The sequence below is a fragment of the Streptococcus halichoeri genome (genome assembly GCF_009870755.1).
GTDB lineage: Bacteria > Bacillota > Bacilli > Lactobacillales > Streptococcaceae > Streptococcus > Streptococcus halichoeri.
Window position 1 is genome coordinate 45,655 of record NZ_WLZU01000004.1, and the last position, 14,700, is coordinate 60,354.

Consider the following 14,700-nt stretch of genomic DNA (forward strand, 5'->3'; position numbering starts at 1 on the left):
TTTTATTTGTGCATACGAGCAACCATTTTATCATACTCAGCAGTTGTCACCAAACTATCAACAACTAAGAATTGCGCATTGGGTGCCATAGATTGTGCTAAGGATTGATTGGCTATGGTGGTTATAATCAGAATATTTTTGGCATCAAAGCGCTGCAACTCTCCATTAGTAGCCTTTGAAACGGGAATATCAATCTGCTGATGCTTAAAAATCGCTGCCAGAGTTGCCTGTCCCATCGTTGCAGAACCTTGCCCCTTGTCATAAGCAAAAACAACTTCATCAATGTAATCCAGATCAATCACTGTTTCTGTCTGCTCTTTTGCTGTTTTTGATGCCTTTTGCTCTTGGTTTGCTATCGGGGTTGCGCTAAGCTGCGCGACAATCTCATCATATTTTGGCGTTGCTAAAAAATTATCAACAGAAATATGAACAGCACGAGGCGTCTTTTGAGCAGCACGCGCCGCTAGTTCTTGCTGCGTGACAATCAAGGTATTGGTAACATCTGTTAAATTTGAAATAGCTTTATTACTAACAGGAATTGTCAAACCAGCTTTTTTTACTTTGTCTCGTAGAATTGAAGCCCCCATAGCTGAGCTTCCCATTCCAGCATCACAAGCAAAGATAATATGCTCAATAGTATCAGCAGAAAAATCAGCTTCCTTACTGTCAGTAGCTATGAGCTGCCCTTTTGATTGTGCTTTGGCAGCTTGCGAAGCGATTTGTGCTTGCTCAAGGGCACTTTCATCTTCTACTGATTTATCAGCTTTTAGGATTAAGCTAGCAATTAGGAAGGAAATAGCTGCACCAGCTAAGACACCTAGTAAAACATTCACATGTGGCCAGAGACCTTTGGGGGCCATGAGCTCAATAGCGATAATTGATCCAGGCGATGCAGCTCCTGTAAGCCCTGAACCTAAAAGAACATTTGTAAAGGTCCCTGTTACACCACCGCCAATAACAGCAAGGAAAAGGGCTGGTTTCATCATCACATAGGGGAAATAAATCTCATGAATTCCACCAAAGAAATGAATAATCATTGCTCCCCAAGATGAGGCCTTAGCAGAGCCTTTGCCAAATAAAGCATAAGCTACCAAAATCCCCAAACCAGGACCAGGGTTGGCTTCTAACAAGAAAAGCACTGATTTCCCAACCTTAAGCACTTGTTCTGTCCCAAGTGGCGTAAAAATACCATGATTCAGAGCATTGTTTAAAAAGAGAATCTTTGCTGGCTCAATCAAAATATTTGCTAGTGGCAAAAGGTGCATGTCTACCAAAGCTTGGACACCTTTACCAATTGTTTCAGTCAAAGTTGCCACAATTGGCCCAATAATTTTGAAAGACAGCAACAACAAGGCAAAGCCAATAAGCCCCGCAGAAAAGTTATTGACCAACATTTCAAAACCAGGCCGAATCTTTTCTTGGTAGCGTCGATCAAATGTTTTGATGCACCACGCTCCTAGCGGCCCCATCACCATTGCACCGATAAACATGGGCGAACTTGTACCAGCAATGGCACCAAAAGTGGCAATTGCTCCTACAACTGCTCCTCGTTGACCATAAACAGCATGACCTCCTGTGTAACCAATTAAAGTAGGCAACAAGTAGGAAATCATTGGCCCCACCGCCATGGCAAACTGCTTATTAGGCAGCCAACCCGTGGGAATAAAGAGGGCTGTCAGTACTCCCCAAGCAATAAAAGCCCCTATATTGGGCATAACCATGTTAGATAAAGCTGTACCAAGCTTTTGTACTCTAACTTTTAATGAAGATTTTTGTTCCATTAGAAAACCCTCCTAGTGATATTACTCTTTAATGGTAACATCAGGCTATAAGCCAGAAAACTCAAACTTTGGCACAGTATTTGTGACAAAAAAGATGGCAAATAAGAGAGCTACTCCCCTTAGCAATTTCTTTATGCAATAAGCTGCTTGGTTAAGATTTTCAATAACTATCTTTCATATCGCGGCAGTGAGCCGCACTGTAATGACAACACCCCAATCTATCCCTAAAACAAAACCAAAGAACCTGACTCAGAACACTCAAAGCCAACTATCTAAAAACCATCAAAAAGACCATCAAAAAAAGGAATGAAACGATGAAAACAAACCGCCATCGTAAACCATTCCCTTTAAAAGGATGAAGTGATAATTGTTATCTTTTTTGGAGACCACTATGCAATCCCACCATAATCCTGATTTTACAGAAGTTAGCAAGTACATCACCCTTTTTTGCCGAAAAAATGGGCACAAAACAAAAAAGACAATCGCAGATGACTCTAACAAAGCCACATCCGATTATCTCTAGACATCATCACATCAAAACGTACCCTATCTCGCTACGCATAACAAACCATACAACTATCCTTTAGCCAAATGTCAATGACGTTTGATAATATCCCATTACCCTAGATAATACCTTATGCCAAAAAAAACGAGATAAGGTGGCACCCCATTCTCCAAAAAAGGAGTTTTTTCACCAGCCTTAACTAAGATGAGAGGGCCTTTTAATGAAAACACTATTCAACAGTCACTGCTTTAGCTAGATTACGTGGCTTGTCAACATCAAGTCCACGCTGTAATGAAGCATAATAGGCAATCAACTGTGTTGGAATAACCATTGCAATAGTCGCAAGGAATGGGTGCACCTTATTGACAATAATATCATCACCCTCACGTTCTAGTCCTTCTTCAACCACTGTTAAGACATGTGCCCCTCGTGCTGCCACTTCTTGAATATTACCACGCGTGTGAGCCGCCACTAACTCACTAGAAGAAATCAGGCCAATCACTGGTGTTCCTTCTTCAATTAGTGAAATAGTTCCATGTTTTAATTCACCCGCAGCAAAACCTTCACATTGAATGTAAGAAGTTTCTTTTAATTTAAGCGAAGCTTCCATTGCAACATAGTAATCATTTCCCCGACCAATATAGAATGCATTACGCGTTGTCGCCAAAAGATTTTCAACTTTTTCTGCGATGAGGTCTTTTTCAGAGAGGGTTGCCTCAATGGATTGTGCCACTAGTGACAATTCATGCACAAGGTCAAATGCAAGTGCTTCTTTTTTACCATTTGCCTCACCAACAGCTTTTGATAAGAAAGCTAAGGCTGCAACTTGCGCAGTATAGGCTTTCGTTGACGCTACAGCAATTTCAGGTCCAGCATGCAATAACATGGTATAGCTTGCTTCTCGAGAAAGCGTTGAACCAGGTACATTCGTAATGGTCAAGCTTGGAATCCCCATTTGATTAGCTTTAACCAAAACTTGACGGCTATCTGCTGTTTCACCTGATTGACTAAGTAAGATGAACATTGGTTTTTTGCTCAATAATGGCATATGGTAACCCCATTCTGAAGCCACTCCCATCTCAACTGGTGTGTCCGTCAATTGTTCAATCATCGCCTTTGATGCAAAACCAGCGTTGTAGGAGGTTCCTGCAGCAAGGATGTAAATACGATCTGCTTCTTGCACAGACTTAACAATTGCCGGGTCAATGACCATCCGTCCTTGAGCATCAGAATAGGTAGATATTAATTGTCGCATCACCGTTGGTTGTTCATCAATTTCTTTCAACATGTAAAAAGGATAAGTCCCCTTACCAATATCAGAAAGGTCCAGTTCAGCCGTATAAGATTGACGCTCCATCACCTTGCCATCATAATCTGTCACAGTTACCGCATCTTTAGTTAACATAACCAATTCTTTATCATGAATTTCCATGAATTCACTTGTTTCACGGATCATGGCCATAGCATCAGAACAGACCATGTTGTAACCCTCACCAAGACCGATTAACAATGGGGATTTATTTTTAGCCACATAAATAGTATCAGGATCTAAACTATCAATTAAGGCAAAAGCATAGGAGCCTTCAATCACTGCCAAGGCCTTTTTGAAAGCATCTAGTACTGATAGCTTCTCATCCTCTGCAAATTTGCCTATCAAATGAGCCGCAATCTCAGTGTCTGTTTGCCCTTTAAAGTGATCGCCTGCTAGGTAAGTTTCCTTGATATGGAGGTAATTTTCAATAACACCATTATGCACCAAGACAAAGCGACCTGATGCTGATGTATGCGGGTGAGCGTTTTCTTCTGTGGCTTGTCCATGGGTAGCCCACCGTGTATGGCCGATACCTGTGCTGCCAGCTACATCCATACCGATTTTTTCATGTAAATCAGCAATGCGGCCAATTGATTTTACCAGATGCCCTTTTTGATCATTCAAAACAAAAATACCGGCTGAATCATAGCCACGGTACTCCAGCTTTTCCAAACCTTGCATCAAAATATCGGTAGCATTTCGATTACCTACAACGCCAACAATTCCACACATAATGTAAACCTTCGCAAGAGAGCTTGCGACTTTCTATTTATATTAAATTGGTATAGTCTATAAAAACTAACAAAAAAACTATGTTTAAAGTATATAATTTTGATTTTTTCTTGTCAATAATTAAATTGGTATAGTCCTGAACGAAGGGAACACTTCCTTTAGCAGCAAGAAGAATCTAACTGCCCGCCTAAGTGTTCTTAAAAATCGATACCTTCTCTTGTCAATTACGACAGTTCATCTTCTTATTGCTCATTTTTTACCATCTTTTACTACAAAAATAGTAAACCTTGCCTAGAGCATTTGCGTTTCTTTTATTATTTTTTGAGCTGCAATCTTGTACAACCAGGTTAACTAAATGCATCCTTAGTGAAAAAAGCCAAGCAAAGCAGGAAACATTTTCTAGAAAAAGGAGACTTTATAAAGAAAACATCAAACCCTTTTTCAAGAGTACATGATCAGGGTTGCTTTTTCGTCTCACCCTGCTCAAATAAAAATGGTCGCGATAAGCGCTATAGCGGATCAGATCGCTGTAGCAATTATCGAAACCAAAAATTTAGCTAAAAAGTTTTTTAAACAGCCTAGCTGCATCATCTGCCCTAACAAATAAACACTTGCCATTTGCACGGCTCAAAAAAGCCCAACATTTAAGCCCATTGGAGCCCATTGGGCTTTGAATGAGCGGTGTAGATTGATCTACCACCAATATAGTTAGAGTTGCTCGTGTCCTACTCGACTTCTATAAAGCCAAAGTTGCTCAGTGGTAAAACCCTAAAGGTCGCTACACCTTTAATCTGACTGCGCTTGATGAGTCCAAAACTTCGGCTGTCCTTCCTATTGAGACGATTATCATTTAAAACTAAAAAATAGTCTTTAGGAATTTTTTGCGCCTTCCCACGGGTTAAGGTATCAATGGTAAAATCATCCGTATAAAGACTCCCCATCGGAGCTGTACTTAGATACTTGTGCTTCATCGCATTGATATATGCTTGATTCTCAACTTTACCATTAAGATAGAAAATATCATCCATATAAGTCACCGCTTCACCCTCTGTAGCAATAACACGGCTAATATAGGTTTTTTTATGAAACTTGTAAACAACAAAATCCTTATATTTGGGTTCAATCGTCCGTTTTAAAACAATCAGATCCCCTTTGTGTAAATAGCTATTGGCTGTATCTTGCTTAACACGATAGCACGAAAACACAAATATGCGCAAAAGGATCAGTATAATAATCACTAGCAAAGCCAGCAAGATATTCCGTATAAAATCTCTTTTTACCATAAGTACTCCTAATCTTAGCTCTATTATAGCATGATATAAAAAATAACAAAAGGTAAGAAGATTTCAAAAATAGTGGGTTTAATCTGAGCTTAGCACTAGACAGCCTATACATCAAGAAATCATACCCAAGATCAAACAAGGACTTGACACTTCTCCTTGCTTACAGCTTACAGAGTAAGCAGGTAGTTGTTTACCTCTACCACCAAGCTTCTCTTTAGCTTAGAAAAGGTTAAGTGGCTATTGTTAGCCTCTAATGCTTTCACCTGCTATTAGAAGTGAGAATATGCTAAAAAGTGGGTAAAGGTGCTATATAGCATAGTAACTTTACCCACTTTGATATTTTTAGTAAGAAGCTAAGTCCATTCAATGCATAAACTCACACTGCTGCCACATCACCGCTAGTATTTCTATAACTCATAAACAACAGAATCTCTAAAAACAAGAGGCCAATTTTCCCCCTCAATCCTTGTCTGAAAAGGATCTACCAAGGACAAAGCTGCCAAATGCTGCCATTAGCTGACTCTTGAGTCAATAGGCGAAAAACTAGCATTTCGCATCTTATTTAACAGTGCGAATACGCATGGTGTTAGTACCACCTGAACCAACTGGGACACCTGCAACAATAACAATATTATCACCAGATTGCACAAGTCCAGATTCCAAAGCAACTTTTTCAGCAACTTCGAACATGTCATCTGTTGAAGATGGTTTTTCAGCAACAACTGGAATAACACCCCAAGTAACCATCAATGATTTTTGAACTTTTTCATCAAAGGTTACAGCTAAAATATCAGCATCTGGACGGAATTTAGAAATGGCACGAGCTGTATGACCAGTTTCAGTAATTGTTACAACCAGTTTGATGTCCATTGAATGCGTAGCGTCAGTCACAGCAGAAGCCACAACGTCTGTTTTGCTATCACGGGACAATTTAGAAGAGTCTAAACGACCATATTCTGATAGCAATGTTTGCGCATTCTTGTCAATGGTTGCCATAGTGCGAACTGCTTCGACTGGGTATTTACCATTAGCTGATTCCCCAGAAAGCATGGTGGCATCGGTTCCGTCAATAACAGCGTTGAAGACATCAGAAACTTCAGAGCGAGTAGCACGAGGTTTTTCAGTCATGGTTTCTAACATGTTTGTGGCTGTAATAACTTGTTTTCCAGCAGCATTTACTTTGGTAATAATCATTTTTTGGAAAACTGGTACCATTTCAAATGGTACTTCGATTCCCATATCACCACGGGCAATCATGATACCATCTGCCGCTTCGATGATTTCATCAAGATTATCAATCCCTTGTTGATTTTCAATCTTAGCAAACAACTGGACATGTTCATTGCCTGTTTCACGACAAATAGCACGGACTTCTTCAACGTCTTTTGCTGTACGTACAAAAGAAATAGCAATGAAGTTCAAACCTTGTTTCAAACCAAAGCGAATATCATCGTTGTCACGTTCTGCAAGTGCTGGGAAAGGAATCTTAGTATTAGGAATATTGACACCTTTTTGTTTGGCGATGATGCCATCATTTTCCACTTTTACGACAAATTCACGATTAGAAATGTCTTTTTCAATCACTGTCAAGCCGAGTTTCCCATCGTCAATGAGAATCGTTTGACCAACAGCAACTTCATCATAAATATCAAGTGCTCCAGCAACGTTCAAAGCAATGACGTCACGAGTTGATTGAATACCTTGCTTGGTGGCAACACGGATGACTTCATCAGTAACATAGCTATATTCTTTAGCATCATCGCTAAAGAGTTCTGTACGCATTTCTGGGCCTTTGGTATCCAAAAGGAAGCCAACTTTTTGACGTGCCATTTCTTCTGCAAGACGAACGGTTGCCATACGTTCTCCTTGTTCTTGATGATCACCATGTGAGAAGTTAAAACGAAAGACATTAGCACCAGCTTCGATTAGTTCAGCAATTTTCTTTGCAGATGCTTCAACATCTAATTTGCCAGCCCAATAGCCGTCTTCACCATATTTTTTACCCCCACGGATCTCAACCGCAGGACCAAGTGTAGCAACGATTTTTACGCGTTTATTCATAGATAAATGACACTCCCTTATTAATAGTCAATTGTTATAAGTTTTCAACAAAGATAACTGCTCTTAGCGTGATAGTGAACGATTTAATGCTGCAAAATCCAATCGGGCATTGTGAGGATTATTCACAATGATTTTGCCATCTTCAGCTAAGGAGAACAAGGCTCCTTCTTCAGCTGTTCCAAGGATTGGGCTTTCAACCAACTCTTCATTATGAATACCAACGGCTAAACCGCCACGACCTTCTTTAAGAAGTTCCACAGCATGGGCACCCATCCATGAAGCAATCACACGATCACGTGCAGTTGGAGAACCACCACGTAAGATATGTCCCAAGTTTGTTACACGAAGATCGCTTGTGTCGCCAGCTTCTTTTAGTTGCTTAGCAAATTGGTCGCCACTCATGACACCTTCAGCAAGCACAATAATATGATGGTTTTTACCTTTATTAGTAAAGTCATCATTAATCGTTGCCACTACTTTATGAATGTCAAATTCTTCTTCTGGGACAATGATTTGGTCGGCTCCGCTAGCAATTCCTGACCAAAGTGCAATATCACCAGCATTACGCCCCATAACTTCAATAACGAAGGTCCGACCATGACTTGAAGACGTATCGCGAAGTTTATCAATTGCTTCAACGGCAGTATTAACTGCAGTATCAAAACCAATAGTGTAGTCTGTTCCAGCAATATCATTATCAATAGTGCCTGGAATACCGATTGCTGGGAACCCATGTTCAGTTAATCTCATCGCTCCGTGATAAGACCCGTCTCCCCCAATGACAACAACACCTTCAATTCCATGTTTTTTCAACTGATCAATACCAGCTAATTGACCTTCAAGTGTAGCAAATTCAGGATAGCGTGCAGAGTAAAGGAAAGTTCCCCCGCGAGAAATCTTATCACCTACACCTTTTGAACCAATTGGAAAAATATCGCCATCAACCATGCCAGCATAGCCACGATTGATACCATAAACTTCCATTCCTTCTGAAATTGCTTTTCGAACAACTGCACGAATAGCAGCGTTCATACCAGGGGCATCACCACCACTGGTTAAAACAGCAATACGTTTCATTTTTGGTACTCCTTCTATTAATTTAACGTTCTTATTATAGCATAATAGTTTGCAAATAGCTTCACTAATCGGCCATTTTTATTGATAAACCGTTTTCACTGCTAGCTTTTGGAGGGCCTGCTCAACCTCTGGAGTGAGGGCCAAACCCTGCCCTGATAATTGAAGGGTTTCTTTTGTTTTTTTATAGTGCAAGATGACAGGAACATTTCCTTTGTGTAAGGCAAGTAGTTGAGAAATAGCCGTATCGTTTGAGTGATCTTCTAGCAAAATCCACAATGCTTTTTCCTGTACAACTTCTATTCCTTGTAAGACAAGCTGCAGTTTTTGGTCCCGTTCTTTAACACGACCGCTTAAATAATAGAATCCCCCTTCTTTAAGAAGGTCCTTGACCTGCATATAGGTATCAGGAAAAACGGTCACATCCATCTTGTGTTGGGTATCAAAGACTCGTAGAAATGCCATTTGTTGGCCGCTTGATTTTGTGCGAATAATCCGAATGAATTCGATCTGGACCAAAAGGGTAGCTTGCTGGTCTTTGCTCAACTGGCCAATCATTTGAAATGGCTTGTTGCTACGCTTTGCAATTGCTAATAAAGGATGATCACTTAAGCCAATCCCAATCACTTCTTGTTCCATCTGATATTTTTCTGTTGCCGAATAATCCTCAGTCTCAGTCCAGCTAAAGGAAGAATCCGCAAACAATGAGCCCAATTCATTTATAAAAATTAACAGTCCATCTAAATTACTTAACATTTTATGGCGATTGGCTTCAAAGCAATCAAAAAGTCCTGCTTTAATCAAAGGCTCCAAGATAGAGCGAACACGGTAATGCTCTGGCAAAGCAGACAAAAACGACTCAAGCGAGTCAAAAGGTCTGTGCTCAATAATCCAATAAGTTAAATCACGCGGAATAGCTTTGATATGTTTCATTCCTAAAAGGATCGTATCTTGCTTGAACATATCATGATAAGGAATAGTATTAATTGACAGACGACCAACCTTAAATCCATTCTCTAAAGCATCAGCAATATAATCACTATTAGAATAGTTCATCATCACATCATAAAAAACGGCTGGATAATGAGCCTTAAAATAAGCCATCTGAAAGGCTAAAGCTGAATAGGCAAAGGCATGGCTTCGATTAAAGCCATATCCGGCAAACTTTACCATCCGGTCAAACAAAAAATGTGCCGTTTGTTCTGAGTGGCCCAATTGCAGAGCTCCTTGAACAAAAGCCTCTTGCATCTTTTGCATCTCCACCACATTTTTTTTAGACATGGCCCTGCGTAACAAATCCGCGTGACCCAAGGTAAAGCCAGCAAAGACTTGAGCAATCTGCATGACCTGCTCCTGATAGAGCATGATCCCATAAGTCGGCTCTAAAATAGCCGCGACAGCAGGATCAATCAAATCAACTGCTTCTTGTCCATTTCGCCGCTTAATGAAATTGGAAGTGTAATCACTTGCTCCTGGTCGATTCAGACTGGTAGTAGCGACAACATCCTCAAAACGATGAGGTTTAATTCTGCGCAATAAATGAATCGCTCCTGTTTGTTCAAACTGAAAGATTCCCTTGGTATCTCCTCGTGCAAACAAAGCCAGAGTCTTTTGATCCTCCAGATCAATCGCTTCAATCTTAAGCTCTTGACCGTAGTCTTTGGCAACCTTTTCTTGCATCCGCTGGACAAAGGTCAAATTGCGCAGACCCAAAAAATCCATTTTTAAGAGGCCGTTTGCTTCCACCGCAGCTGCATCATACTGGGTAATCATCATATCTTCGCCACGCTTAAGTGGAATATAATCTGTTAGAAGTTGATCACTCATCACAATACCAGCTGCATGAATTGAAGTCTGACGCGGATTACCTTCAATTCGCTTGGCAATCGCAAAAGCTTTTTGATATTCTAGCTTACTATTAATGACCTGTCGAAAACTAATATTGCTCTCAAACACAGAAGCTAGACTTTCTTTAAACCCTATTTTTTTCGTTAATTGGGTAAGTTCATATTCAGGCACACCAAAGCGTTTAAACACATCGCGAATTGCTTGCTTGGGGCCAAAGGTTGAAAAGGTCACAATTTGTGCTGAATGCTCCATACCATAACGATTGCGCACATAATGAAGAAACTCGGCGCGATAAACATCTGGTAAATCAATATCAATATCTGGCATGCTAAAACGTTCTTTATTTAAAAAACGCTCAAAGAGCAGATTATTTTTAACCGGATCAATTCCTGTAATGTCAAGCGCATAGGCTACCAAACTCCCTGCGGCAGAACCACGCCCCATCCCCATATAATAGCCCTTGCTACGACCAAAGCGAAGCAAATCCCAGACAATTAAGAAATAGTCATCAAATCCCATTTCTGAAATCACCTGCAGTTCGTTAGTTAAACGGTCTTGATAAGGTTTTGTCCACAGTTTTTTGTCTTGCAAGCCTTGCGTAGTCAGCTCCAGTAATTCCTGCTGGGCTGGTTTTTCCATATTAAACCGCGGCAGTTTCAATTGCTGGTCAAATTCATAATGAATATCTGACACTAATGCTTCTAGATTGGCCAAAGCCTCTGGATAAGTTGCCGCAAAGGCTGCTGTCATATCGTGGCAACTTTTCAACTCAAGTCCTTGCTCAATCAAAGGCACATCCTTTAAGGAAATGTTTTCTTTGATTGCTTGCAAAACCTGCAAGGTTTCTCGCTCTTCCTCTTGAAAATAACGGACCTCTTGGAGGGCAATGAGTGGCCCTTGATAGTCATCTACCACTGTTTTGGGGGTAACACCCAGATAATAAGGCAAAGGAAAGGCTGACGCCTGTTGATACTGGTTAGCCGAAATAATGAAAGCGAGACCCTCTTGATAATTAACAACATCTGCTACTGACAAACGATCAGATAGCCGCAAAGTTGAAAGCTTCAGTAAATTTTTATAACCACGACTATTCTTAGCAATCATTTGCAAATTAAAAGAAGCATCCTGCTCAACCAAGGTTACTTCTAGCCCGAGAACAGGGCGCAGCTGAGCTTTTAGACAGGCCTGAATGAAGTGGTAAGCACCATAAAGATTGTCTTTGTCCATAATGCCAAGTGTTTGATAGCCTAAGGCCTTTGCCTGCAAAATATAAGTACGTAGGTCAATCAAACTATCCATAAACGTATAGACGGTTTTTGTATTTAGTTGTGCAAACACTAGATGCTCCTCCCACTAAAAAAACTGTTTTCTCTATTATACTATGAAATGCTTTGACCTGGGCGTTTTTTATGCTCTTCCAAAATGGAGTCAAAAACTTATCAGCCTTTTTCTTGACAATTAGACTTTTGTTCTGTATCATTTACATAGTACAATCAAATCTTTTTGAAAGGAGTCCAGATGGCTTGGAAATTTGATGAAAAATCTCCCATTTATGCGCAAATTGCAAACCACATTTTAATGCAAATTGTTAGCCAGGAAATTCAAAGTGGAGATCAACTGCCAACTGTTCGCGAATATGCAGAAACAGCCGGTGTCAATCCTAATACCATGCAACGTGCTTTCACCGAACTTGAACGCCAAGGCATTGTCTATTCTCAGCGCACCGCCGGGCGCTTTGTAACAGATAACCAAGATCTTATTGCTAGTAAGCGCCGAGAGCTAGCCCATCAAGAATTGGAAACTTTTACAAAGAACATGATCCGCATGGGCTACGAAAAAATGCAAATACTACCAGTTCTTGAATCCTATTTAAAGGAGGTTAACTAAATGTCAAACTTATTGCAGCTCCACCACATTTCCAAAACGTATCATAAAAAACCGGTGATTGATGACCTGACTCTGACGATTCCTTCAGGAAAGATTATCGGTTTATTAGGCCCAAACGGAAGTGGTAAAACAACCCTCATCAAAATGATTAACGGCCTCCTCCAACCTAATAAAGGAGACATTGTCATTGATGGTTTTCGTCCTTCCATTGATACCAAAAAAATCGTCTCTTATTTACCTGATACCAGTTACTTGCGTGAAGAAATGAAGCTTTCAGATATTATTGAATTTTTCGATGATTTTTATGAAGATTTCGACCGCACCCGTGCTCATAGTTTACTGCGTGACTTAAATCTTGATTTAAACGACTATCTAAAGAATCTCTCAAAAGGTAACAAAGAAAAGGTACAACTCATCTTAGTAATGAGTCGTAAAGCTAAACTTTATGTCCTTGATGAGCCAATCGGTGGGGTTGATCCAGCCGCACGTGATTATATTTTACGAACAATTATTAATAATTACTGTGAGGAATCTTCTGTTTTAATTTCCACCCACTTGATCACTGATATTGAACCCATCTTAGATGAAGTTATTTTCCTAAAAGATGGCAAAATTCTCCTTCAAGGCGGTACAGATGATTTACGCCAAGAATATCATTTATCCATTGATGCCTTATTTAGAGAAAAATGTCGGATTTAGGAGGAAGTTATGTTTGGAAAATTATTAAAGTATGAATTTAAGTCAATTGGTAAATGGTACTTTGCCTTAAACGCCGGAGTGATTGCTATTGCGGCTATCTTATCTTTCACCATTAAAATCTCAGCTGCTTCAACCTTCTCAGGTGACAATATTTTTACTAAAATTATTCCTTTCACGCTGATTTTAACCTTTGGTGCCTTAATTGCTGGCTCATTACTGGCTACCTTATTAATCATTATCAATCGCTTCAATAAAAATCTCTTTGGTCGTGAAGGGTATTTGACCATGACCCTACCGGTATCTGAGCATCAATTAATTCTCTCAAAATTCATCACATCTTTTGTATGCAGTCTGTTTAACAGCATCGTCTTATGCTTAGCAATCTTTATCCTGATCATTCCTCAAGTCAGCTGGAACAGCTTTCTCAAACAGTTCAACCAGCTGATGTCTCAGGTTGCCAGTCATTATGATGTCGTCCTTGGTTTATTGCTCTACTTCCTAATTGGTAGTATCTATGCGATTTTGTTAATTTACTTAGCCATTTCCATCGGGCAACTTTTTGCTAATCACAGAGGACTCAAAGGCATTATCGCTTATGCCGCCATCAGCATTGCTACTAGTGCTTTGTTGTCTTATTTAAATACCAACGTTTTCCACTTTAATGGTCATGAAGTTGATTATCTCTTGGAAAGCAATTTCTATTGGATTACCATTATTGAGCAAGCGATTTTAATAGGGATTGTCTATTTCAGTACCCACTTCATCCTTAAAAATAAACTTAATTTGCAATAATTTAAAAAGCTTGGACAATGTGCCAAGCTTTTTAATGATGTAGCCATTTAAGTAAGTCCCCACCAAAAATCAGTAGGTAACTATAACTAATAATTGAAATTGGTTTTGAAAGTAAAATAATAATCAAAAAACGCTTAAAGCTCATTCGCGTCAAACCTGTCAACATGACCATCAAATCGGCCGGTGATACGGGCGAAGCCATACAAAATATGAAGAATCTTTCATAACCCTTAGTGTCAAGCCTTTGTTCGTATTTCTGAAACGTCTTTTGATCAACAAATAATAGAATAAACTTGACTCCGTAGACACGAACAAGTTCAAATAGAATAATACTACCTACAATAATCCCCACATAATTGTAAATAAACCCTTCAACTGGGCCAAAGATAACAAAACCAGCGACCGTGGTCAGGCCACCAGGTATAACAGGGAAGATGATTTGAAAAATTTGGACAACAATAAAAATAAATGGTCCCCAGAAATGGTAGCGAAGAATAAAGTGCTTTAAAGCATTCGTATCACTCAGTAAGCCTTTTTTATAAAGCCAAAAAGCTGTAATAAAAGAAGCAATCAGGGCAAGAATGCCTAGAAGTTTGAAAGTTTTCTGAAAGAAAACATAGTATCTTGAATTGTCATTATTCATACTGTTATCATAGCACAAGAAAGCTTTTTTTGCTATTTAAAATAAAAACTGGTATAATTACAGATGGAGAGAGAACTCTTTAT

At 39.6% G+C, this 14,700-nt stretch carries 10 protein-coding genes; 3 read left to right on the forward strand and 7 right to left on the reverse strand.

All coding sequences use genetic code 11. From position 1 onward, the window contains the following. Positions 1 to 2: 2 nt before the first annotated feature. The 6 genes from GWD08_RS01965 to GWD08_RS01990 form a co-directional block, all read right to left on the reverse strand. On the reverse strand, positions 3 to 1,781 hold the full coding sequence (locus tag GWD08_RS01965) for a PTS mannitol transporter subunit IIBC (RefSeq protein ID WP_159549213.1): 1,779 nt from the start codon (positions 1,779 to 1,781) through the stop codon (positions 3 to 5). A 734-nt stretch (positions 1,782 to 2,515) separates the two neighbouring features. Beyond that, positions 2,516 to 4,330: a glutamine--fructose-6-phosphate transaminase (isomerizing) gene (gene glmS / locus GWD08_RS01970; RefSeq protein WP_159549210.1), complete on the reverse strand. Its 1,815-nt coding sequence runs from the start codon at positions 4,328 to 4,330 to the stop codon at positions 2,516 to 2,518. 725 nt (positions 4,331 to 5,055) lie between these two features. Further along, positions 5,056 to 5,613, reverse strand: coding sequence for a signal peptidase I (lepB, locus tag GWD08_RS01975; protein WP_159544043.1), 558 nt, complete (start codon positions 5,611 to 5,613; stop codon positions 5,056 to 5,058). Positions 5,614 to 6,171: 558 nt separating this feature from the next. After that, positions 6,172 to 7,674, reverse strand: coding sequence for a pyruvate kinase (pyk, locus tag GWD08_RS01980; protein ID WP_159544047.1), 1,503 nt, complete (start codon positions 7,672 to 7,674; stop codon positions 6,172 to 6,174). A gap of 63 nt (positions 7,675 to 7,737) precedes the next feature. Then, positions 7,738 to 8,751, reverse strand: a complete 1,014-nt coding sequence (gene pfkA, locus GWD08_RS01985; RefSeq protein ID WP_159544049.1) for a 6-phosphofructokinase — start codon at positions 8,749 to 8,751, stop codon at positions 7,738 to 7,740. Positions 8,752 to 8,829: 78 nt separating this feature from the next. Further along, positions 8,830 to 11,934, reverse strand: a complete 3,105-nt coding sequence (locus GWD08_RS01990) for a DNA polymerase III subunit alpha (RefSeq protein ID WP_159549207.1) — start codon at positions 11,932 to 11,934, stop codon at positions 8,830 to 8,832. A gap of 180 nt (positions 11,935 to 12,114) precedes the next feature. Here GWD08_RS01990 and GWD08_RS01995 point away from each other — a divergent pair, with 180 nt between their 5' ends. Genes GWD08_RS01995 through GWD08_RS02005 form a run of 3 tightly spaced genes read left to right on the forward strand, consistent with a single transcriptional unit; the run spans position 12,115 to position 13,974 of the window. Continuing rightward, positions 12,115 to 12,483: a GntR family transcriptional regulator gene (locus tag GWD08_RS01995; RefSeq protein WP_159544053.1), complete on the forward strand. Its 369-nt coding sequence runs from the start codon at positions 12,115 to 12,117 to the stop codon at positions 12,481 to 12,483. Further along, entirely contained in the window at positions 12,484 to 13,182 is a 699-nt protein-coding gene (locus GWD08_RS02000; RefSeq protein ID WP_159544055.1) for an ATP-binding cassette domain-containing protein, read from the forward strand. 9 nt (positions 13,183 to 13,191) lie between these two features. Further along, on the forward strand, positions 13,192 to 13,974 hold the full coding sequence (locus GWD08_RS02005; protein ID WP_159549204.1) for an ABC transporter permease: 783 nt from the start codon (positions 13,192 to 13,194) through the stop codon (positions 13,972 to 13,974). 31 nt (positions 13,975 to 14,005) lie between these two features. On the opposite strand, the gene GWD08_RS02010 is transcribed toward GWD08_RS02005, so the two are convergent. Then, the gene (locus GWD08_RS02010; protein WP_159564022.1) at positions 14,006 to 14,617 is read right to left on the reverse strand and encodes a TVP38/TMEM64 family protein; all 612 of its coding nucleotides are present in this window, start codon (positions 14,615 to 14,617) and stop codon (positions 14,006 to 14,008) included. Positions 14,618 to 14,700: the final 83 nt, after the last annotated feature.

Coding starts and splice junctions, on each gene's coding strand:
- GWD08_RS01965 (WP_159549213.1), bottom strand. CDS start 1,781: ATGGAACAAAAATCTTCATTAAAAGTTAGAGTACAAAAGCTTGGTACA.
- glmS (WP_159549210.1), bottom strand. CDS start 4,330: ATGTGTGGAATTGTTGGCGTTGTAGGTAATCGAAATGCTACCGATATT.
- lepB (WP_159544043.1), bottom strand. CDS start 5,613: ATGGTAAAAAGAGATTTTATACGGAATATCTTGCTGGCTTTGCTAGTG.
- pyk (WP_159544047.1), bottom strand. CDS start 7,674: ATGAATAAACGCGTAAAAATCGTTGCTACACTTGGTCCTGCGGTTGAG.
- pfkA (WP_159544049.1), bottom strand. CDS start 8,751: ATGAAACGTATTGCTGTTTTAACCAGTGGTGGTGATGCCCCTGGTATG.
- GWD08_RS01995 (WP_159544053.1), top strand. CDS start 12,115: ATGGCTTGGAAATTTGATGAAAAATCTCCCATTTATGCGCAAATTGCA.
- GWD08_RS02000 (WP_159544055.1), top strand. CDS start 12,484: ATGTCAAACTTATTGCAGCTCCACCACATTTCCAAAACGTATCATAAA.
- GWD08_RS02005 (WP_159549204.1), top strand. CDS start 13,192: ATGTTTGGAAAATTATTAAAGTATGAATTTAAGTCAATTGGTAAATGG.
- GWD08_RS02010 (WP_159564022.1), bottom strand. CDS start 14,617: ATGAATAATGACAATTCAAGATACTATGTTTTCTTTCAGAAAACTTTC.